At 58.6% G+C, this 21934-nt stretch carries 19 protein-coding genes and 1 pseudogene; 8 read left to right on the forward strand and 12 right to left on the reverse strand.

Features of this window, described 5'->3' with window-relative positions:
• Positions 1 to 6 precede the first annotated feature (6 nt).
• The gene (selD, locus tag C4J86_RS10090) at positions 7 to 1041 is read left to right on the forward strand and encodes a selenide, water dikinase SelD (RefSeq protein WP_124370272.1); all 1035 of its coding nucleotides are present in this window, start codon (positions 7 to 9) and stop codon (positions 1039 to 1041) included.
• Positions 1041 to 2144, forward strand: coding sequence for a tRNA 2-selenouridine(34) synthase MnmH (gene mnmH, locus C4J86_RS10095; protein WP_124370273.1), 1104 nt, complete (start codon positions 1041 to 1043; stop codon positions 2142 to 2144). Before selD ends, mnmH begins: the two co-directional genes overlap by 1 nt.
• A 244-nt stretch (positions 2145 to 2388) precedes the next feature.
• On the opposite strand, the gene C4J86_RS10100 is transcribed toward mnmH, so the two are convergent.
• Together C4J86_RS10100 and C4J86_RS10105 are read right to left on the reverse strand one after the other, a co-directional pair.
• Complete coding sequence (locus tag C4J86_RS10100) at positions 2389 to 3444, reverse strand: permease (protein WP_124370274.1); 1056 nt, start codon at positions 3442 to 3444, stop codon at positions 2389 to 2391.
• 57 nt (positions 3445 to 3501) lie between these two features.
• Positions 3502 to 4203, reverse strand: coding sequence for a histidine phosphatase family protein (locus tag C4J86_RS10105; RefSeq protein ID WP_124370275.1), 702 nt, complete (start codon positions 4201 to 4203; stop codon positions 3502 to 3504).
• A gap of 254 nt (positions 4204 to 4457) precedes the next feature.
• Between C4J86_RS10105 and C4J86_RS10110 the strand changes: the two genes are divergently transcribed.
• The 3 genes from C4J86_RS10110 (at position 4458) to hemB (ending at position 7082) form a co-directional block, all read left to right on the forward strand.
• Entirely contained in the window at positions 4458 to 5156 is a 699-nt protein-coding gene (locus C4J86_RS10110) for a glutathione S-transferase N-terminal domain-containing protein (protein ID WP_124370276.1), read from the forward strand.
• 3 nt (positions 5157 to 5159) lie between these two features.
• The gene (locus tag C4J86_RS10115; RefSeq protein ID WP_124370277.1) at positions 5160 to 5990 is read left to right on the forward strand and encodes a PhzF family phenazine biosynthesis protein; all 831 of its coding nucleotides are present in this window, start codon (positions 5160 to 5162) and stop codon (positions 5988 to 5990) included.
• 117 nt (positions 5991 to 6107) lie between these two features.
• Complete coding sequence (gene hemB, locus C4J86_RS10120; RefSeq protein ID WP_016977356.1) at positions 6108 to 7082, forward strand: porphobilinogen synthase; 975 nt, start codon at positions 6108 to 6110, stop codon at positions 7080 to 7082.
• 88 nt (positions 7083 to 7170) lie between these two features.
• Here hemB and C4J86_RS10125 read toward each other — a convergent pair whose 3' ends face one another.
• Together C4J86_RS10125 and C4J86_RS10130 are read right to left on the reverse strand one after the other, a co-directional pair.
• Positions 7171 to 7620 (reverse strand): hypothetical protein, encoded by a 450-nt coding sequence (locus C4J86_RS10125; protein ID WP_305955296.1) that lies wholly within the window; start codon positions 7618 to 7620, stop codon positions 7171 to 7173.
• A 235-nt stretch (positions 7621 to 7855) separates the two neighbouring features.
• Positions 7856 to 8242 carry a hypothetical protein gene (locus C4J86_RS10130; RefSeq protein WP_124370278.1) on the reverse strand — a complete coding sequence of 129 codons (387 nt, stop codon included), beginning with the start codon at positions 8240 to 8242 and terminating at the stop codon, positions 7856 to 7858.
• Between the two features lie 346 nt (positions 8243 to 8588).
• On the opposite strand from C4J86_RS10130, the pseudogene C4J86_RS10135 reads away from it, so the two are divergent.
• Positions 8589 to 8834 (forward strand): annotated as a pseudogene (locus tag C4J86_RS10135) (porphobilinogen synthase); the annotation flags it as partial.
• A 46-nt stretch (positions 8835 to 8880) separates the two neighbouring features.
• Here the strand turns inward: C4J86_RS10135 and C4J86_RS10140 are convergent.
• Positions 8881 to 9267, reverse strand: coding sequence for a hypothetical protein (locus C4J86_RS10140; protein WP_124370279.1), 387 nt, complete (start codon positions 9265 to 9267; stop codon positions 8881 to 8883).
• A complete protein-coding gene (locus C4J86_RS10145; protein ID WP_124370280.1) occupies positions 9264 to 14057 on the reverse strand; it encodes an RHS repeat-associated core domain-containing protein in 4794 nt (1597 codons plus the stop codon). Before C4J86_RS10145 ends, C4J86_RS10140 begins: the two co-directional genes overlap by 4 nt.
• Positions 14058 to 14292: 235 nt before the next feature.
• Between C4J86_RS10145 and C4J86_RS10150 the strand changes: the two genes are divergently transcribed.
• Positions 14293 to 15378: a DUF1615 domain-containing protein gene (locus tag C4J86_RS10150; RefSeq protein WP_124370281.1), complete on the forward strand. Its 1086-nt coding sequence runs from the start codon at positions 14293 to 14295 to the stop codon at positions 15376 to 15378.
• A 678-nt stretch (positions 15379 to 16056) separates the two neighbouring features.
• Here C4J86_RS10150 and C4J86_RS10155 read toward each other — a convergent pair.
• The 3 genes from C4J86_RS10155 to C4J86_RS10165 are packed head-to-tail and all read right to left on the reverse strand — an operon-like array spanning position 16057 to position 18641.
• Positions 16057 to 17238: an acetyl-CoA C-acetyltransferase gene (locus C4J86_RS10155; protein ID WP_124370282.1), complete on the reverse strand. Its 1182-nt coding sequence runs from the start codon at positions 17236 to 17238 to the stop codon at positions 16057 to 16059.
• Between the two features lie 11 nt (positions 17239 to 17249).
• A complete protein-coding gene (locus C4J86_RS10160; protein ID WP_003211625.1) occupies positions 17250 to 17909 on the reverse strand; it encodes a CoA transferase subunit B in 660 nt (219 codons plus the stop codon).
• Between the two features lie 33 nt (positions 17910 to 17942).
• Positions 17943 to 18641, reverse strand: a complete 699-nt coding sequence (locus tag C4J86_RS10165; RefSeq protein WP_124362130.1) for a CoA transferase subunit A — start codon at positions 18639 to 18641, stop codon at positions 17943 to 17945.
• 132 nt (positions 18642 to 18773) lie between these two features.
• On the opposite strand from C4J86_RS10165, the gene C4J86_RS10170 reads away from it, so the two are divergent.
• A complete protein-coding gene (locus C4J86_RS10170; protein WP_124370283.1) occupies positions 18774 to 19676 on the forward strand; it encodes a LysR family transcriptional regulator in 903 nt (300 codons plus the stop codon).
• Positions 19677 to 19735: 59 nt separating this feature from the next.
• Here the strand turns inward: C4J86_RS10170 and C4J86_RS10175 are convergent, their stop codons facing one another.
• The 3 genes from C4J86_RS10175 to C4J86_RS10185 form a co-directional block, all read right to left on the reverse strand.
• Complete coding sequence (locus tag C4J86_RS10175; protein ID WP_057725643.1) at positions 19736 to 20065, reverse strand: hypothetical protein; 330 nt, start codon at positions 20063 to 20065, stop codon at positions 19736 to 19738.
• 527 nt (positions 20066 to 20592) lie between these two features.
• Positions 20593 to 21435, reverse strand: coding sequence for an NAD-dependent protein deacetylase (locus C4J86_RS10180; RefSeq protein WP_124370284.1), 843 nt, complete (start codon positions 21433 to 21435; stop codon positions 20593 to 20595).
• Positions 21436 to 21443: 8 nt separating this feature from the next.
• Complete coding sequence (locus C4J86_RS10185) at positions 21444 to 21884, reverse strand: CBS domain-containing protein (RefSeq protein ID WP_124370285.1); 441 nt, start codon at positions 21882 to 21884, stop codon at positions 21444 to 21446.
• Positions 21885 to 21934: the final 50 nt, after the last annotated feature.

A 21934-nucleotide genomic window follows, 5' to 3' on the forward strand; every position in this document is an offset into this window, starting at 1 on the left:
TCCACCATGAACGAGCCGATTCGCCTTACCCAGTACAGCCACGGTGCGGGTTGCGGCTGCAAGATCTCGCCCCAGGTGCTGGAAGTGATCCTTGCCGGCAGTGGCGCACAGAACCTCGACCCCAACCTGTGGGTAGGCAACGCCTCCCGTGACGATGCGGCGGTGTACGCCATCGACGACGAGCGCGGCGTGGTCTCCACCACCGATTTTTTCATGCCGATCGTCGACGACCCCTTTGACTTCGGCCGCATCGCCGCCACCAATGCCATCAGCGACATCTACGCCATGGGCGGCGACCCGTTGATGGCCATTGCCATTCTCGGTTGGCCGGTGAATGTGCTGGCACCGGAGATTGCCCGCGAAGTCATTCGTGGCGGCCGCGCGGTCTGCGACGCTGCCGGTATCCCGCTGGCCGGTGGGCACTCCATCGACGCCCCGGAGCCGATCTTCGGCCTGGCCGTGACCGGCATCGTGCACAAGCGCCATATGAAGCGCAACGACACCGCCACCGCCGGGTGCAAGCTGTACCTGACCAAACCTTTGGGCATCGGCATCCTCACGACCGCCGAAAAGAAAGGCAAGTTGCGCGAGGAGGATATCGGCCTGGCCCGCGACTGGATGTGCACCCTCAACAAACCCGGTAGCCGTTTCGGCAAATTGGCCGGGGTGACGGCGATGACCGATGTCACCGGTTTCGGCCTGCTTGGTCACCTGGTAGAGATGGCCGACGGCAGCGGCCTCACGGCCCGCATCGAGTATGCAAAAGTGCCCCGTCTGCCGGGCGTCGAGTACTACCTGGAGCAGGGTTGCGTACCGGGTGGGACCTTGCGCAACTTCGACAGCTACGCCAGCAAGCTCGGGCGTGTGCAGGAACTGCACAAGCGCGTGCTGTGCGATCCGCAAACCAGCGGCGGCCTGCTGATCGCCGTCACGCCCGAAGGCGACGCCGAGTTCCACGCGGTGGCCGCTGAACTGGGCCTTACCCTCGAGCCGATCGGCGAACTGCTTGAGCGACAGAGCAACGCGGTAGAGGTGGTTTGATGGCGACTGACATCACCGATTACCGCGACATTTTCCTCAACGACCGGCCGATGATGGATACTCGCGCGCCGGTCGAATTCATCAAAGGCGCGTTTCCCGGGGTGGTCAACCTGCCGTTGATGACCGACCAGGAGCGCCAACGTGTAGGCACCTGCTACAAGCAGCAAGGCCAGCAAGCTGCAATCGTGCTGGGCCATGAGTTGGTGTCGGGGCCGATCAAGGCCGAACGCATCGCGCAGTGGGCCCAGTTCGCCCAGGCCAATCCAGACGGCTACCTGTATTGCTTTCGCGGCGGGCTGCGTTCACAGATCGTGCAGCAATGGTTGAAAACCGAGGCGGGTATCGAATACCCCCGCGTCGGCGGCGGCTACAAGGCCATGCGCACCTTCCTGCTGGACACGCTCGAGCAGGCCACCGTCCAATGTGATTTCGTCTTACTCGGCGGCATGACCGGCACCGGCAAGACCGAAGTGCTCGGCCAACTCCGCAACGCCCTGGACCTGGAAGGCCACGCCAACCATCGCGGCTCCAGCTTCGGCAAGCGTGCCACGGCGCAACCGTCCACTATCGACTTCGAAAACCGCCTTGCGGTAGACCTGCTGAAAAAGCGCGCGGCAGGCATCGAGCAGTTCGTGGTCGAGGATGAGAGCCGCATGATCGGCAGTTGCGCGCTGCCGCTGCCGTTGCACAAAGGTATGCAGGCGTTTCCAATGGTGTGGCTGGAAGACAGCGTTGAAGGCCGCGTGGAACGCATCCTGCGCGATTACGTGGTCGACCTGTGCGCCGAGTTCATCGACGTATGGGGCGAGAATGGCCAGGCGATGTTTGCCGAACGGCTTACCCAGAGCCTGGCCAATATCCATAAGCGCCTGGGTGGCGAACGCTTCCAGCGGCTGCAGGCGATTTTGCAGGATGCCCTGGCGGAGCAGGCGCGCAGTGGCGCCGTGGATGAGCACCGGGTGTGGATTGAAGGGCTGTTGCGTGAGTATTACGACCCGATGTATGCGTTTCAGCGTGAGAGCAAAGGCGCACGAATCGAATTTGCCGGGGAGCAGGGCGCGGTGGTGGAGTATTTGCGCGAGCGGGCTGCTCGGGTGGGGTGAGTTTCGGATGCCATTGAGCTCACAACAGGTTGAGCCGGTTTCTTCAGTTAATGCCGGGAAACAGGAGTTTTGGCTCTCGAGCGCCGGATGATCCAGTCCAAACGCCGCAGGCCCAATGTGGGAGGGGGCTTGCCCCCGATTGCGGTGTAGCAGTCACCCATTTTTTAACTGACAGACCGCCATCGGGAGCAAGCCCCCTCCCACACTTAGGTCGCGGGGGTGCACTGAAGCCTTCACGCAAAAGCTAAAGAATCACCGCCCCGATCAACCCGCACACCACTCCCATCAGCATGGTCAGCCCGGCCACCGTCACCAGTACTCGCGCATCGAAATCCTTACGCAGCATCAGCAACGACGGCAGGCTCACGCTCGGCAGGGTCATCAGCAAGGCGACGGCCGGGCCGGTGCCCATGCCCAGGGTCATCATGGTTTGTACGATGGGAATCTCCGCCGCCGTAGGAATCACGAACAACGTGCCGACAATCGCCAGCGGTACCAGCCACACCAGGCTGTCGGCCATCGCCCCGTCCACATGGGGGAACAGCCAGACCCGCGCCGCGCCAAGGATCAGCACCGCGAGGATATACACCGGGATGGTGCTCCAGAACAGCTGCCACAAGGTCCGTAACCAGCGCGCCAGGAAAGCTTCGGACTCAACGGTGCTGACTTCGGCCACAGCCTGCAGCGCCGCTTCGGGCACTTGCTCCGGACGTGCAATGCGCTGCGCCACCAACGACACACCCACCACCAGCACAATCCCCGCCACCAGCCGCAGCGCGGTAAAGCCCCAGCCCAGCACAAACCCCATGAACACCAAGGTGGCCGGATTCAAGACCGGGTTGGCGATCCAGAACGCCAGCGCCGCACCGACCGATACTTTCTGGCGCCGCATACCCGCTGCGACAGGCGCCGCGCAGCAGCTGCACATCATGCCCGGCAAGGCGAACAGCCCGCCACGCAGGGTCGAGCCCAGGCCCGCGCGGCCAAACAGGCGCAACAGCCAGTCGCGAGGGATCAACACCTGCAGCAGCGAACCGAGGAATACCGCCAGTACGGCGGCCTTCCAGATCGCCAGGAAATACACCTGGGCATAGGCCAGCGCCGCCGCGAGGGGCGAGCCTTGCTGGTCATTGAGAATCGACGCGCCGATGCTGTGGTTATCGGCCGCTACAAAAGCCTTGAGGTAGTAGGGCGACCATTTCACATAGTAGAGGCCGATGCAGGCCACCAGCAGAAACAGCGCAGGTTTGCACCAGAACGACCAGCCCCGGTTGGGCTGGGCAGAAGCGAGGTTGGGCATGGAGATGATCCGCAGATGAGTCAATAGCGGCCATCATACGCGCCTGACGCTCAACCTTCAGGTATCTGCACTGACCTGGGTCGGATCCGGGCAGGTTTCCTCACCATTATTGAGCCCCTGCTTGTAGTTGCGGCTGAGCAGCGAGGCCTTGCCGTTGTGCCAGGTCAGTGTCAGCACGTACAGCGAGTCATAGTCGTTACCGGACCAGTCTTCAGTGATGGTGTGCTTCTCGCCGGCCGCTTCACTGGCGACTTTGTTGATCAACTCCGGCAGGTAACCGTGGGACCAGGCGGTGTAGATCGTCGCGTTGTGGTACTTGTCCTCGACCAGCTCATCGGCCAGGGCACTGGTGTCGTTCGCGGAAAACTTGATGTTGACCGGCAAACCCAGCTTGATTGCGCTGGGACTGATGGTCATCAGTGGGCGGATATAGCTGTAGGAGTTATCCAGCTCGCCTTCCTCGACATTGCGCGTGGGGTTGGCGGCGAATACGTAATCGGCTTTGCCGAATTTTTCCGGTAATACACTGGCCAGGTTCATGGCGCGGTTCAGGCCTTGGCAATTGAGTTGGCCCAGGCCGCCGGCAGGTTTTTCGCCGTGGCGCAGGAAGACCAGGGTTTGCACGCCGTCCACCGGTTGTGCGCGGCTTTCGCGGGCATCCAATGCCGTGACAATGCCAGCGGTGACCAGCAGCAGCGGTAACATCATGTATGAATGGCGTTTGAATTGTTGCACAAGGCGCAGAGGCTTGATCTTCATTATGGGTTCGAGTCTTCATGCGTCGGGTTAAGGCGGACAGGCCCGGCCCAATGGCGCAGTGTGCGTCCTGGGGGTGTTCCTTGTCGGTATAGCCAGGTGCCTCCATTCACCCTGCGAGCGCATTTAAGAGTGCGCTTGAGCGTTTTGGTTCGCCCGTGTGGGATTCTAGCCAGGCAATGTTGCTTAATGATGACCCATGCAGGGTGGCGAACAGATGACTATCATGGGGGCTTTCCGCCCAGGGATGTCTCCCGATGAATGCACTTGCCGCTTTCCCGATCAACAGTAAATGGCCCGCCCAGCACCCGGAGCGCTTGCAACTGTACTCGTTGCCTACGCCCAACGGTGTAAAAGTATCAATCATGCTTGAAGAGCTGGGCCTGCCCTACGAGGCACACAAGGTCAGTTTCGACACCCAGGACCAGTTGTCTCCCGAGTTCATGTCCCTGAACCCCAACAACAAGATCCCCGCGATCATCGACCCCAATGGCCCAAGCGGGCAGCCGCTGGCGTTGTTCGAGTCCGGCGCGATCCTGATTTACCTGGCGGAAAAAACCAGCCGGTTGCTCTCCGAAGATCCGGCCACCCGCTATGAAACCCTTCAGTGGTTGATGTTCCAGATGGCCGGGGTCGGCCCAATGTTCGGACAGGTGGGGTTCTTCAATAAATTCGCCGGCAAGGCTTATGAAGACAAGCGCCCGCGTGACCGCTATGTCGCCGAGTCCCGCCGCTTGCTCCAGGTGCTCGAGAAACGCCTGCTGGGTCGCACGTGGATCATGGGGGATGACTACAGCATCGCTGACATCGCCACCTTCCCCTGGATTCGCAACCTGATCGGCTTCTATGAATCGGGCGACCTGGTGGGTATCGCCGATTTCCCCAATGTACTGCGCGCGTTGGATGGCTTTATCGCACGCCCTGCGGTGATCCGTGGCCTGAACATTCCGAGCTGAAGCATGCCGACTTTCGATTTCAAGCAACTGGATGTATTCAGCAGCGTGCCCTTCAAAGGCAACCCGCTGGCCGTGGTGCTCGGGGCCGACAGCCTGACGGACCAGCAGATGGCCGACTTCGCCAAGTGGACCAACCTCAGCGAAACCACGTTCTTGCTGAAGCCCCGTGACCCACGCGCCGATTACCGAGTGAGAATTTTCACCACCTTGCACGAACTGCCGTTTGCCGGGCATCCGACGTTGGGCAGTTGCCAGGCATGGTTGCACGCAGGCGGTGTTCCGCGTGGGCAAGAGGTCATTCAGGAGTGCGAAATCGGTTTGGTCCGCATCCGACGTGAAGGCGACGAACTGGCGTTTATCGCGCCACCGCTGTTGCGTTCGGGCGTTGTCGAGGCGCCGCTGCTGGAGCGTGTGCGCCTGGGGTTGGGCCTGGCCCCTGACGCGATTGTGCGCAGCCAGTGGGTGGATAACGGCGCGGGTTGGCTGGCGGTGATGCTGGCTGATCGCCGGGCCGTGCTGGAGGTGAAGCCTGACTATGCGCAACTGCTCGGGTTGGCCGTTGGCGTCATTGCTCCCTGCAACGGTGAGGACGCACAGTTTGAGGTGCGTGCCTTTATCGCTGGCGACGGTGCCCAGGAAGACCCGGCCACCGGCAGCTTGAACGCCGGCCTGGCCCAATGGTTGCTCAGCGAGGGCCTGGCGCCGGAGCGCTATGTGGTCAGCCAGGGCACGGTCATGGGCCGCGTCGGGCGTATTCGTATCGAGCGCCAGGGTGATGAAGTTTGGGTCGGCGGCGCCGTTGCGGTATGCATCGAAGGCCGTCTACAGCTCTAGATCAATGCAATTGTTACGTGCCGCGCAATACACTGTTCGGCCCTCGGCATTTGTGCTGCGGGTGCTTGGGGCATAAGCTTTGGTCCCAAAGATTTCAGCCATTTTTTCAGGAAAGCCATGACCAGCCAGTTCCCCCAAGCCCGCCCCCGTCGCCTGCGCCGCTCCCCGGAGCTGCGTGGCTTGTTCCAGGAAAGCGAATTCACCCTCAACGACCTGGTGCTGCCGATTTTCGTCGAAGAAGAAATCGACGACTTCGTGCCGATCACCAGCATGCCGGGCGTATTGCGTATTCCTGAGAAAAAACTGGCCGGCGAGATCGAGCGTTATGCCCGTGCCGGCATCAAGTCGGTGATGACCTTTGGCGTGTCCCACCATCTGGACGCCAGCGGCAGCGACACGTGGAAAGAACGCGGCCTGGTCTCGCGCATGTCGTCGATCATCAAGGACGCCGTGCCGGAAATGATCGTGATGTCCGACACCTGCTTCTGCGAATATACCGACCACGGCCACTGTGGCGTGATGCATGGCGCCCACGTCGACAATGACGCGACCCTGGTCAACCTGGGCAAACAAGCCGTGGCCGCCGCCCGCGCCGGCGCCGACGTGATCGCGCCCTCGGCGGCGATGGACGGCCAGGTCCAGGCCATCCGCCGCGCCCTGGACGACGCCGGTTTCACCCACATCCCGATCATGGCCTACTCCACCAAATTCGCCTCGGCCCTCTACGGCCCGTTCCGCGAAGCCGGCGGCAGCGCCCTCAAGGGCGACCGCAAAAGCTACCAGATGAACCCGATGAACCGCCGCGAAGCCGTCCGCGAATCGCTGCTCGACGAGCAGGAAGGCGCCGACGCGCTGATGGTCAAACCGGCCGGCGCCTACCTCGACATCATCCGCGACATCCGCGAAGCCTCACGCCTGCCAGTGGCGGCGTATCAGGTGAGCGGTGAGTACGCAATGATCAAATTCGGCGCCCAGGCGGGGGCGATTGACGAAGACCGCGTGGTGCGCGAGACCTTGGGCTCGATCAAGCGGGCGGGGGCGGATTTGATTTTTACTTACTTTGCGATGGATTTGGCGTTGGCGGGGATTTAAGGGCGCCATTTATCCCTGTGGTGAGCGGGTCGGATTTGCTTGCCGCAGGGGTAGGAGGGCGACCTTGTATATTGATTTTGAACAGCGCTCAATTAAATTTTTCGTAATCTTCCGCACCTAATGACTTTAACCATTTCTTGAAGAAATCAATTTGATCCTGTGGGTTGTTTGTTAGGTTTTCTTCTTCATAGTCGAATAAATGGACAATGTTGTCCTTGGTTGCTTGTTGGCCTAAAGTCATTTCGTATGCCACAAGTCCAGCGCTCATCTGAGAGGCCATTCTTGATGGTTTTACATTTATTTTGGCCCCTTTACATAGAAAGGTGATGTGCGGAAAATCCGCTCTAATATTTGCGAAGCAGACGTACAGGTCTCTTCCTCTATAAATTTTCTTAAAGTTTTCGGCTTCTGAAAATGTCATGGTGAGTTTTGTTGGGTCATATTTGACGGTGACTTGTTTGTGTTCATTGTTGATTATTACTTTTATATTTTTTGTTTCCATTTTATTTTCTGTTAGGGTTTGGTATGGAATATTCAATGCGGCTAACCTCCCCTTGGAGCTAGATTAGGTGTTGGCAGAAATTCAAGAACGCCGTAATTCTGTGGTGAGCGAACTTGCTCGAGTGGGACTGGGCGGCAGCCACTTAACTGGCTACACGGATCTAATTGACTGAGCGGGCCATATTGATTAGTTTTATTCCTTGAGTAAGTAACTGTCGAGTTTTTCTATTATGGTCTGTGGCTCGGGGTTTGCTTGTTTCATGGTCGTCGAGCTAAATTTGCAGTGATTCGGCCCATTTTTTGCGGTAAGAAATCTGTTCGTTGATGTCATTTGTAAGTTCGTTTTCTTCATAGTCGAATATACGAACAAGTTTTGCATCGGAATCACCTATTTGGGTTTCATAAGCTACGATGCCGCTAGACATTTGTGATGCCATGGCTGAAGGATAGACATTTATTTTTGAACCTTTACATAGAAATTTAATATCACTAAATTCTTTTCTCAATGAGCCAAAGCATAGATAAATATCTGCTTCGCTATACGTTTTTTTCAGTCCGCTGGCAAAGGTTATTGAAAGTGTTGCTGTTCTTCCGTCGCATTCTATTGTGGCCGTTTCTCGAGTTGAGTTTTTGATTACGAATATCTCTAGTGCTTTCATTTTTTTAGCTTCTATTTGGGTTGATTACTGGGTAGACCGACGCTGGGGTTGGCGCCGTGCCAGAAAGCCGTGCCATTTCCAAAAGGTGAGCTGAATTCCACATATAAAATTTCTCGTTCGGAAAAAACATCGATAGTTAATATTTTCATTTCACTTCTTCGTTAATGGGACTCGTACAACAGTATTATCTACATTCGTCGTGTTGGTCTTTAGCTCAAACGTCCATGTTTCCTCATGGTAATGATGCTTGCTCGGCTTGCTGTTCATTTCATGAAGGCCGTAACGGACGCTTCTTTTTGCATCGCCGGAAAAAATTCGGGAAAAGGGGACAGATTTATTAGTTTTTAATGCGCTGATGGTCAAACCGGCCGGCGCCTACCTCGACATCATCCGCGACATCCGCGAAGCCTCACGCCTGCCGATGGCGGCGTATCAGGTGAGTGGTGAGTACGCGATGATCAAATTAGGCGCCCAGGTGAGTGCGATCGATGAGGCACGTGTCGTGCGCGAGACCTTGGGCTCGATCAAGCGGGCGGGGGCGGATTTGATTTTTACGTACTTTGCGATGGATTTGGCGTTGGCGGGGGTTTAGGTAGGCGCTCATTCTGTGGCGAGCGTGCTCGTCACAGATGCATTTGCTAAGTTTGCACCGATTCAGCCCAGCGCTGGCAGAAATCATGCTGCTCTTGTATATCATTGGTGAGATCGTTTTCTTCATAAGAAAATATATGCACAAGTTCCCCTTCTGGCTGCCCCATAGTCATTTCGTAGGCAACAAGACCGTTTGACATATGTGAAGACATACCTGACGTGTGGACGTTGATTTTGGCGCCTTTGCAAAGAAACAATGTGTCTTTCATATCAGCTCTTAATAAACCGAAGCAATCGTATAAGTCCATTGCTGTATAGGTTTTTTGGATCCCGTTGCTTAGAAATAGATAAAGGGTGGGTTTGCCGCCTTCATATTTGACCACTGCACTGTCACGTATCCCGTCTTTGATAATGGTGATTTCACGTGATTTCATGGGTATTTCCTATGCGGGTTCAAAATTGTATATCCCTTAAAGGTTCCGTCTTCATTAACGGGCGATGCTCCTAAAATATCCTTGGTATCTATTCGTCCGGGAATTGCGATTTCTAATTCGTTTTTATGTTTTGAGAGCTTTCCGAGCTCTTTGTTCACGTCTCTTCCAGGGATTTTCCTCAGTGTGTAAAGGAAACCCTCTTCGAATCCAAAGTTTGAAGCAAATGCCAACGCTTGTTTCCTTGAGGTTGAAGTGGGGACGAATTTGCTAGGAGGGCTGGCATTATTCAAGGCGTGCAGGAAAAGGTCTGTGCTGTCTCCTCGACTTTCAAATCCATTATTAAAGATTTCGTCTGGTCCTCTTAAGTCACCGCGATATAGATATTCTCGTTTTTTTTCTGAGCTGGGTAGCGGGGGAGCCCCCTCATCCACCTTTCCCTGCCCGTGAGATTTTTCCGTATTAAGCTGTGGTTTACATCCCCCCGCGCCTGGGCATGTACTTAAACCTAGCGGATCCACCCACCCAGTAGGATTGGGCACGTACTGGTATGCATTGATCCCACCGGCCAGCTTTACCGGATCAGCTGTCAGGTAACGACCAATATCCGGATTGTAGTAGCGATGGCGGTTGTAGTGCAGACCGCTTTCCGGGTCGAAGTATTGGCCTTGAAAACGTAGTGGGTTGTCGACTTTGCCTACGTCGAGGCGGCTGATTTCGCCGTAGGCGCGGTAGTGGGCGGACCAGACGATTTCGCCGTCGGGCGTGGTGAGTTCTTGCGGCGTGCCGAGGTGGTCGAGTTGGTAGTGATAGGGCTTGGTTTCTTGTGGGCCGAAGCCTTCCAGCAATGCCAATGGGCGGAAGCTGTCGGGTTCGTAGAGGTAGCTGCGATGACGATCCGCGTGATGCTCAGCGACTACTTTGTCGCCTTGCCAGAAAAATTCTTTGGTGATGCCATCCACGGTTTTGCTGATGCGCCGCCCAAACGGATCGTAGCGATAACTGGCGGTTTGGCCATTGGGCTTTGTGATGCCGATCAGCCGGTGCTGACAGTCGTAGCGGTACTCGGTAACGAGTGAATGACCCTTGCCACGTCGCTCGCGTATCAGGTTGCCGAAGACGTCATAGTCGTAATGGTGATCGCCTTGGATCATCAACCGATTACCCGCAACGATGTCCGGGCCCGGCCTGTCCTGCATCAGCAGGTTGCCGGCAGGGTTGTGGCCGAAGCGTTCCTGGACGTCTTGCGAGTGATCGGCGCGGGTCAGGCGGTGGAGTGGGTCGTAGCGGTAAAGGTGTTCGCCTTTGCGGGTGTCGTGCAGGCGGGTGAGGTTGCCGGTTTTGTCGTAGTCGTAGTGGCGTTGGTAGAGGTGGTTTTGCTGTTGGGTGACGGCGTGGGTATGTAGCCGGTTTTGCTCGTCGTAGTGGTAGTGGCTGAGCAGTTGGCCTTGTTGGCGTTGGTGTTCGCGGCCGCTCTTGAACAGATGCGAGGTGAGCACTTCTCCGTTGAGCTCGACGGTGGCGAGATGGCCGCCTTTGTCGTGGTTGAAAGTGAGGCGGTTGTTGTCCGGTAGGCGTAAATGCTGAAGTTGGCCGCAGGCGTCGTAGCCGTAGCGCAGCGTGCCCCAGCCCTGGTGTTCGGCGGTGAGGCGGTTTTGGCGGTCGTATTCGTAGGCCAGAAACCAGTGGCCGTCGTCGACGCTGAGGAGGTTGCCTTGGCGGTCGTAGGCATAATCGACAGCGCTGCCGTCGGGCAGGGTTTTTCTTACGAGGCGACCGGCATGGTCGCGATGGTATTGAGTGACGAGCTGACTGCCATCGTCGCCGTATTCGGTTTTCTTCAGCAGGTTGCCGTTGAGGTCGTAGGCGTAGGCGGTGCGTTGGCCGTCGAAGCCGGTTTCCTGTTGGATCAGGCCGTTGGGGTGGTAGTCGAGCTGGTAGGTTTCGCCGACTTCGTTTTCGATGGCGGTGAGCAGTAAGCGGGCGTTGTCGTAGCGGTAGTTGACCTGGGTGCCGTCGGCATTGATGCGGCGGCTGATCAGGTGCAGGCCATCGGCGTATTCATAGCGGGTGACGTGGCCGAGTTCATCGCGTTCGGCGATGATTTTTCCGTAGGGGTTGTAGCTGAATTCCCGGCTAGTTCCCCCGGGCTGGGTCAGTTTCAGCAGGCGTCCTACAGCGTCCCATTGATACTGGGTCAGCGCGCCCTGTTCATCCTCACGCGCAACCTGACGGCCCAGGTCGTCATAGCGATAGCGCTTGATCCCGCCATTCGGTAACTGCTCTTCAACGAGCTGCCCGCGTTCGTTCCACACCAAGCGATGGCAGCTGTTGTCGGGGTACCAAACCCCGGTCAGTTGCCCTTGCTTGTCGTAGCTGTAGTCGGTCGCATTGCCATCGGGGTCGATCTTGCGAATGACATCGCCTTGGTCATTACGCTCGTATTTCCAGACCGCCTCACCACGGCGCATAACCCGTACGAAGCCGTTGTCATGCTCGTAGGACGTCGGCTCATCATCCCCCAGAAACAACGCGTTCAAGCGTCCGGCGGCGTCGTACTGATACGCCGTCACCGCGCCCATCGGGTCTTGCTCGACCGTCAGGCGGCCCTTGTCATCGTAGGATTTGAAATGTTGGGCGCCGTCGGGATCGATGCGCTGTACTAATCTCGCTCGGTCGTCATGTACATAAACCTCTTGGCTGCCATCGGCGTTGTGCACAGTGACTCGACCGTCATCGCCCCAGGCATACCGCGTATCCATCTGCGAAAAACTGGCCCAATGCCTGACACAGCGCGCCGCCTTGCCAGCGCGTTCCCATTCCCAGAAGAAACTCGCCCCACCGGCCAGCTGCCGTTCAAGAATGACGTGCTGTTCGTCGTACCGATAACGCTCACATTCACCGACAGCGTTGGTCGCCGACACCAGTCGTCCAGCGTCGTCATAGGCGTAGGAAACGACGTTCTGCTCGGTCACCCAAACAAAGGGTTCACGCCCCATGGCGCGATGAACCTGGTAGTCCACCGCCACGATGCGATCCAGCTCATAGCGCAAGAGCAAAGAGCGGCCCACGCCGTTGTCCAGCCGCTCAATCCGTCCCAACCGATCCCGAACAACCAACAACCGGTTGTCATACGCATCGCTGATCGCCGTCAGCACGCCGTCGCAAAAGTGATAAAACCGAGAAGCCTGGGCCAGCACCAACTCGTCAGGAACCGAGCCCAAATAGATCGCCGCTTCGGCCAGGCTGTTGGTGATCGCCGGCCGAGCCACCGTCGGCAAGGGCAGGGTGGTCGAGCGATTTTCGTGGTCCGTCCACACCACCGAATCGCCCACAACCACAAGCCGCTGCGCCAGCGCATGACTCCAGCCAAACCCCAACCCACAATCCACTTCCACCGCACTGGTGCGATACAAGCGCGTCCACTCGAACGGCAAGACCCCATCCAGCGCGCCATCGGTAAGGGTCAGCAATTCCTCGCCAGTGACCATCGACACCGGGCAACCGTTCGTAACGGTTTTATCCGCCGGAGCCGCCGCATCGCCCTTCGGATTCGACGCAACAGCAGGCACATCATCCACATGCTCCTGCCGCACCAACGCCGTACGCTGCGTCTTGCTGCGCACCGCCGGCACCGCGTTCGAAACAAGCGTGTCACCCGCCTTCAACGGCGCCACCGGCACCGCCTTGATCGGTATTGGGGCACTGCCCAGCAGCACCGGCTTAAGCGCTTCGGTGTGCTCCCCCAAGCGAGCTGTGCCGAACTGCGCGGCTATCTGCTCCAGCCACCTGCGCACCCGACGTGACTTGATGCCGGCCAGTACTTTGGTGCTGATGCGCACCACAAAACCCATGCCGGCCGACGCCAGCCCCAATAACAGGGTGATGACGACCTCGGCGCCAATCGCCCCGAGCATTTCGTTCATATACGGCGGTGGCAGCATGCGCATCCAGCTGACCAGGGCCGCCAGGTGAACGAACAGCAACGGCTCATCGCTGAGCACCAGCAAACCCTTGGCGAGGGTCTCGGCACTTAACGCGAGTAGTTTTTCAAGCTCGTCCTGGGAAAGGTAATGCAGTAGCTTTTCAGCGTTGGCCAGCGGGTCGGACAACCACTGGAGTAACTGCGTGATGTTGTCCCAAACCGAGTAAAGAACTTCGCCAAAGCCTTGGGCATAAGCGCGGTGCAGCGAGAGGTAGCGCTGGAGAAAATTCGCTTCGGAATAGTTCTTCCACAGCGGTTCGAAGGTGGTGTCCCATTCACTGCGCAGCCAGCCTTCCAGTGGCGTGATGACCGACTGATAAGAGGCGTACAGTGCCTTGAAATGCGCCGGGGAAACGTCGGGGTAGAAACTGACCCGGTACCGCTGGTTGCGGTCGCACTCGGTGACTTCGAGGATGCCGCTTGGGCCGATGGTTTTATGAATGGGCTCGCCCAGCGGGCCGCCGCCTGGATCGATGCGCTGCAACATCACCGGCGTGTTGCCGATCGGCACGAAGCGCGAGCTCTGGAACATATGCACCAGTGTCAACGTGCCGTTGGCCTGGCATGTAGCGACGGTGCTGCTGGGGAAGATCGAACGGTTGATCGGGGCGACCAGAGCCACCTCATTCCCAACCTTGAACACCTGCTCCACATCCAGTGCCGACGCGCTGAAAAAGCCCTGCGCCCAGCTCTCGTAGTGGTTGAGGCAGCTGCGGAAATCGCTGAGCACGGACTCGACGTCTCGCGTCTTTGAATCCATTGCGGCCAGCACCAGAAAGCCTATGGCTCGGCCGGTTGCTTCGATCATGAATGAGCCCCATCGATCAGGGCTCTCACTGGAAAAACCATCTGCACTCCCTCGCACTGTTTGATCAGGCGAGGGACTTTGCAGAGGTTTTCAGGGCAGGGGAGTAGAGCTTATCCGGCGGTTACGTGGGAAGTTTCAGCCAGTGCCGTACCAGGTTCGGCATAGCAGCGAACCCCGGTTAGACTTGCCTGTCGATATCCCCATTGCCCGGCCCGCCGTCCACCAAGGAAGCCTCATGTATTCAAGCCGCCTGATCCTCTGCCTCGCTACCTTGCTGCTGCTGGCCGGTTGCTCCACCTCGCGGGGGCCGCAACAACCCGAGCGTAGCGAGGCCGAGGTGAAGGCGCAGATCGTGCGCCTGCTCCCCGCCAAGGTCGCGGACCGCGACGGTTGGGCCCAGGACATCTACACAGCGTTCGACACCCAGAAGATCTACCCCAGCACCGAAAATATCTGCGCCGTGCTGGCGGTGACCGAGCAGGAGTCCACCTTTCAGGTCGACCCACCGGTGCCAGGCATGGGCAAGATCGCCCAGGATGAAATCCTGCGGCGTGCCGGGAAAGTTCATGTACCGGAGTTTGTCGTACGCAGCGCCTTGCAAGTGCGCTCGCCCACCGGCAAAACCTACGCCGAGCGTTTGAACGCCGCACGTACGGAGAAGGACCTGAGCGCGATCTTCGACGACTTCATCAGCATGGTGCCCCTGGGCAACACCCTGTTTGGCGGCTTCAACCCGGTGCACACCGCCGGCCCGATGCAGGTCAGCATCGACTTCGCGCAAAAGCAGGCACGGGGTTATCCCTACACGGTGGACGGCACGATTCGCCGCGAAGTATTCACGCGTCGTGGCGGCATGTACTTCGGCATCGCCCATTTACTCGGCTACCCGGTGAGCTATGACCAGCCGCTGTACCGCTTCGCCGATTTCAATGCGGGTTGGTACGCCAGCCGCAATGCCGCGTTCCAGGCTGCGGTCAGCCGTGTCTCAGGCACCGAATTGACGCTGGATGGGGATTTGATTCGCTATGGTTCGCTGCTGCCCGGTACCACCGAACTGGCGGTGCGTTCACTGGGAGCGAAATTGGATATGCGCAATCCCAGCATCCGTAGCCAGCTGGAGCAGGGTGATCAGTTGGATTTTGAGGACACCACGCTCTACAAGCGCGTATTCGTCCTGGCCGATAAAGCCGCAGGCAAGCCGCTGCCGCGAGCCATCCTGCCGGGCATCGTGCTCAAAAGCCCGAAGATCACCCGCAACCTGACCACGGCCTGGTTCGCCAAGCGCGTGGATGAGCGGTATCAGCGCTGTATGAAACGTTGATCAGGTGCGGCGCGTCGGGCTGAAGCGTTGCCATCGCAGCATAGGTATCTACACAACTTTGTAGCAGCTACGGTAACCACGATGCGAAGCGAGTCGCTCTTGCTTGTGATCTTGCTTGTGATCTTGCTTTTGATCTAGGCGCCCCGTTAAACCACGCTGGCCGGAATTCGACAGTGATTTGGGGGGTAAACCGGCAGGGATGCCGGTTTAGCCGCCCCGCGCCATGGATGGCGCGTGGCGGCGGCCCCCCAAATCACTGTCGGATTACGGGCACACCGAGCCTAGGCGAGGTGCCGAGTGGTGGGGCATGAGCGTTTTGCTTACTTTTGCGCTTTTCAAAAGTGAGACGCCGTAAGGGCGGAACCCTAAGCCGCCGTTACCGCAGCAACGGATATGTACTCGCTCTGATCCAGCATCCTGGTCGGCCCTGAGGCCGCCATCGGGAGCAAGTCGAATCGTCGCACCGCCCCTCCCACATTTGGATCGCGGGGCGTCAGTTAGAGAGGCTTCGGCTCCCGAGCAGTCACAGATTCAGGGCCGCGCCCAAAGTTGTGTAGATACCCATGGCCATCGCAGCCAAGCCAGCTCCCATATGTTGACCGAGTTCTTTCAGGGGGCTCGATAAAGAAAAGGCCCGGCTTTTCGTGGAGCCAGGCCCTTTCCGTGTTGCTCGTTGAATCAGCTGCGTTCGAGGGCCAGCGCCACGCCCTGGCCGCCGCCGATGCACAGTGTCGCCAAGCCTTTCTTGGCGTCGCGCTTGATCATTTCATGCAGCAGCGTCACCAGAACGCGGCAGCCTGAAGCTCCAATAGGGTGGCCGATGGCGATGGCGCCGCCGTTGACATTGACCTTGTCAGCGTCCCATTCCAGCTCTTTGCCCACCGCCAGGGATTGCGCGGCGAAGGCTTCGTTGGCTTCGATCAGATCCAAGTCGCTCAATTGCCAACCGGCCTTGTCCAGGCAGCGGCGGGTGGCCGAAACCGGGCCGATGCCCATGATTGCCGGGTCGACCCCTGCGTTGGCATAGCTGGCGATACGCGCCAGCACCGGCAGGCCAAGGGCCTTGGCTTTGGCGGCGCTCATCAGCAGCACCGCAGCGGCACCGTCATTAAGGCTGGAGGCGTTGCCGGCGGTGACGCTGCCGTCTTTTTTGAAGGCGGGCTTGAGCTTGGCCAGGGACTCGGCGGTGGTACCCGCGCGCGGTTGTTCGTCCACCGCAAAGGCCAGCGGGTCGCCTTTACGCTGGGGAATCAGGATCGGCGTGATTTCATCGGCAAACCGTCCGGCTTCGATAGCGGCGATAGCTTTTTGCTGGGAGGCGGCGGCAAAGGCGTCCTGCGCCTCGCGGCTGATGCCGTACTTGTCCACCAGGTTTTCGGCGGTGATGCCCATGTGGTAGTCGTTGAACGCATCCCACAGGCCGTCGGTGATCATGCTGTCGATCATCTTGGCGTGGCCCATGCGCAAACCGGTGCGCGCGGCGGGCAGCACGTACGGCGCGAGGCTCATGTTTTCCATGCCGCCGGCGATGATGACGTCGGCGTCGCCGCAACGGATCGCCTGTGCGCCCAGGTGCAGGGCCTTGAGGCCCGAGCCACAGACCTTGTTCAACGTCAGGGCGGGAACGGCATGGGGCAGGCCGGCGAGAATCGAGGCTTGGCGCGCCGGGTTCTGGCCGCTGCCAGCGGTGAGCACCTGGCCGAGGATCACTTCATCCACTTCGGCCGGGTCGAGGCCGGTCTGCTCCAGCAGGCGACGGATTACCGCAGCGCCCAGTTCAGGGGCCGGGATACTGGCCAGCGAACCTTGAAAGCTGCCCACGGCGGTGCGGGTGGCAGCAACAATCACGACGTCTTGCATGGAATCTGTCCTCACTGGAAATGCATTTCTGGAACATGGTCCGGGACGATCAGTTTACCGGCGGTCTTGCTCACAATCTCTTCAACGCTGACGCCAGGTGCGCGTTCCTTGAGGACAAAAGCGCCATTTTCGATTTCCAGGTAGGCCAGGTCCGTGAGCACGCGCTTGATGCAGTTGGCGCCGGTCAGCGGCAGGCTGCACTGGCTGAGCAATTTCGACTCACCGTCCTTGGACGCATGGGTCATGATCACGATGATATTTTCCGCACCAGCCACCAGGTCCATCGCGCCGCCCATGCCCTTGACCAGCTTGCCGGGGATCATCCACGAGGCGATGTTGCCCTGTACGTCCACTTCGAACGCGCCGAGTACGGTGAGGTCCACGTGGCCGCCGCGAATCATCGCGAAGGACTCGGCGGAGGAGAAAATCGAGGCGCCGATGCGTGCGGTGACGGTTTGTTTGCCGGCGTTGATCATGTCGGCATCGATGGTTTCTTCGGTCGGGAACGGGCCCATGCCGAGCAGGCCATTTTCCGACTGCAGCATCACTTCCATGCCTTCGGGAATGTAGTTGGCCACCAGGGTCGGAATGCCGATGCCGAGGTTGACGTAGAATCCGTCCTGCATTTCGCGGGCGACGCGTTGAGCCATTTGTTCGCGGGTAAGAGCCATGTCATGAGTCCTTATTGTTCGGGCCGGGGCGGATTACTTGCGCACGGTGCGCTGTTCGATGCGCTTCTCGAAGGTGCCGCAGATGATCCGGTCGACGTAGATGCCAGGGGTGTGGATCTGCGCGGGGTCCAGCTCGCCCGGTTCGACGATTTCCTCGACTTCGACCACGGTGATCTTGCCGGCGGTGGCGGCCAGTGGGTTGAAGTTCTGGGCGGTGTGCCGATAGATGACATTGCCGAAGTGGTCGGCTTTCCAGCCTTTGACGATGGCGAAGTCGCCGGTGATGGACTCTTCCATCAGATAGGGGCGGCCCTTGAATTCGCGGGTTTCCTTGCCTTCGGCAACCGGGGTGCCGACGCCGGTGGCGGTGAAGAAGGCCGGGATGCCAGCACCGCCTGCACGCATTTTTTCCGCCAGGGTGCCTTGGGGGGTCAGCACTACTTCTATTTCACCGCTGAGCAGTTGCTTCTCGAACAGGGCGTTTTCACCAACGTAGGAGGCGATCACTTTGCTGATCTGCTTTTCTTCCAGCAGGATGCCCAGGCCGAAACCGTCGACGCCGCAGTTGTTGGAAACCACGGTCAGGTCACGGGTGCCTTTGCGCTTGATCTCGGCGATGAGGTTTTCCGGAATGCCACACAGGCCAAAACCACCGGAGAGTACGGTCATGCCATCTTCCAGGCCTGCCAGCGCCTCTTCATAGGACGCCACGCGCTTATCGAAACCTGCCATATGCACCTCGTTATTATTAGTGGGCCAGCCAATGGACCGAGTGTTGCGCCGACTGATTGATTTGTTAAGTTGTTTTTTTAGGTTGATTGATTTAGAAAACAGCATAGTCGAACCACCGTGCGGAGTTGTGTCATGACCGTTAAACAGATGCGTGCCTTCCTGGCCGTGGCCCAAAGCCTGAGTTTTGCCGCTGCCTGTGAGCGCCTGCACCTGTCCCAGTCGGCGCTGAGCCTGACTATCAAAGGCCTCGAGGAAGGGCTGGGTGGACGCCTGTTCAGTCGCAATACGCGCAATGTAGCGCTCACGCCTGAAGGTGAATCGCTGCTCCCGCTGGCTCGCCGTTTGATTGCCGACTGGGACAACGCGGAGGACGAACTGCGTCAACGCTTCACCTTGCAACGTGGGCGCGTGACGGTGGCGGCAATGCCGTCATTTGCCGGTAACCTGCTGCCGCCGATCCTGAAGATATTCCGCGCCCGTTACCCGCAGGTGAACGTGACGGTGCATGACCTGATCAACGAGCAGGTGCTGGAGATGGTGCGCGACCGCCAGGTGGAATTGGGCGTAGCGTTCGAACCGTCCGACGGTTCGTCATTGGCATTCACGCCGCTGTACCTGGACCGTTTTATTGCAGTGGTACCGGGAGATTCGCCGTTGGCGCAATTGAACGAGATCGACTGGAAAAGCCTGTTGGAACACCCCTTCATTACCCTTCAGCGCCCATCGACCGTGCGGGTAATGCTCGAAGAGCACCTGGGTGCCTTGCAGATGAAACTGCCGGTTGCGCTGGAAAGTCATCAACTGGCCACAGTGGGCAAGATGGTTGCCAGCGGCTTGGGCGTCAGCGCTGTGCCCGCATTGTGCGCGCGGCAGATGGAGGAGGCGGGCGCCCATTGCATCACCTTGACCGGCCCGGTGATCGAGCGGCCCATTGGGGTACTGACCAAACCAGGGCATGAACTGTCGGCGGCGGCGCAGGTGTTGTTTGATATCTTTCAGGATGAAGCGGGGAAGGGACGGTTTCCGACGTTCTGAAGTTCACACAACAAAAGTGGGAGCTGGCAAGCCAGCTCCCACAATAGATCAAGTACCACTTAGTAGTAACGGTCGATCACTTTAACTTGCGAGCTGTCTTTGAAAGAGGCCCAGGCATTGTTAAGTGTGTCGAACACCTGCTCGATAAAGTTGCGATCGGCTGCGGCTTTCTTGCCGACATAACCCTGGCCACGACGGTACATCTTCAGGCGCGCCGCCAGTTCGCGGTGATTGCGGTCGAACTCGGCTTCTTCGGTGTGGGGCGCCAGGCAGTCAAGTTGAACTTCGCCCGATTTGCCAATCCACAGGATATGGTCGTCGAGTGTGTCTTTCTGCGCTGCGAACATCTCAGCCAATTCATCGATAGTTGGTTGGTTGTTCAGATTCATGTGTAAGCCCCTTGACCAGTTGGCGATCTATCAATTGATTCATTGAAACTTCAAGTTGTCTCCGGCTCAGAAAACCGGGCGTCGGTGACGGTCTGCCGAATACGGGCAGGGTCTTGAACCTGATGCATGTAGTTTTGCTGATGAACCGCTACGCAACGCTTTCGTAACGAAGACAAGCAGCGCCTTAGCTCCTTGTACCGATCCCGTTCGGGGCCGGTCAGCTTCATCAATCTGCCTTGTGGGCAGTGCACATCCGGAAAAACAGCTCGGCGGTCAGACGAGCCTGTTCAAAACGCGTGTTACCAACACTCCCGATCCGGGAGACGTCTCGATAATGCAAGGACAAAAAGCTTACGTCAACGATTATGTAGTGATTATTTTCAGGCACTACATAAATCGCTGTGGGGGCGGGAAGATGCGGGGAAACGTGACTTGGGCGTCATTTTTTGGGGCGGCTGGTCTCAGGAGTAACTAGTGTTTCCTGGGTGCACATTGCGACTGGAAGTTTTTCGCGAGCAAGCTCGCTCCTACAGTCGTTCGGCCAGCAAGGGCAGTAATTGCTCGCACGACGCTTCGATTTTCACCTGCAGCAGCTCATCCCCACGGGTCTTGCCCAGGTTGATCGCAATCACCGGCTTACCCTGTTCCACTGCCGCCTTGCACAGGCGAAACGCCGAGTAAGCCATCAGCGATGACCCCACGACCAGCAGCCCCTCGGCATCGTGCACCGCAGCCATGGCCCTGGCTGCGGTAGCGGGGGCTACGTTTTCGCCAAAAAACACCACGTCGGGCTTCAGCCGTTGGCCTTCGCAATGGGGGCAGCGTGGCACTTGGAAGTGCTCCTCAAGCGTAGGGTCGAGCAAGGTGTCACCGTCAGGCGCTTGCACCGCATGGACGTGCGCGAAGTGCGGGTTGTCGATTTCCATCTGCCGCTGGATCACATCGCGCTCGCTGCGCTGCTGGCAATCCAGGCACAGCACCCGGTGCAAACTGCCATGCAACTCGATCACATCATGGCTGCCGGCCTGATCGTGCAGCGTGTCGACGTTTTGCGTGATCAGGCCGCTGATGAGCTGACGTTGCTGCAAGGTCGCCAGCGCCTGATGAGCCTTGTTCGGCCGGGCCAGGCGCACCCGTGGCCAACCCAGCATTGCCCTGGCCCAATAACGGCGCCGTGCTTGCGCGGTGGCGAGGAACTCCTGGTACATCATCGGCGCCTTGCCCCGGCGCACTCCTTCGCTGTCACGGTAGTCGGGGATGCCCGATGAGGTGCTGATCCCCGCACCGGTCAGCACCAGGAAGCGTTTTTCGGCCATCGCCCGATGCAAGGTATCGAGGTGGTCTGCTTGATGGTCCAGCGTGTCGAGCATGGGGCCTCCTATTCGCCGCGAATGTACTGCTCCAGCTGTTTGATCAAGGCCGCTTGTTCAGCAATGGCCTCTTTGACCAGGTCACCGATGGACAAAAGCCCCAGCAATTCGCCGTCTTCCACCACGGGCAAGTGGCGCAGGTGACTGTCGGTCATGATGTTCATGCACGCTTCGACCGTTTTGTGGGGATCTACGGTGATTACCGGCGAACTCATCACTTCATGAACCCTGGTGGTCACCGACGACAGACCCTTGAGGATGAGTTTACGTGCGTAATCGCGCTCGCTGATGATCCCGACCACGGCGCCGTCCTTGACCACCGGCAAGGCCCCGACGTTTTTCTCGGACATCCGCACCAGCGCCTCGAATACGGTGTGGTCCCACTGGATAGTGTGGACGTCCTGGTTCTTCTGGTCCTTGGCTTTGAGTAATTCTGCGACGGTTTTCATGGCGGCCACTCCGGTGTTGTTGTTAGTAGTCAGCGATTGCCCCTACAGAA

The sequence above is a fragment of the Pseudomonas sp. R2-7-07 genome (assembly GCF_003852355.1).
Lineage (GTDB): Bacteria > Pseudomonadota > Gammaproteobacteria > Pseudomonadales > Pseudomonadaceae > Aquipseudomonas.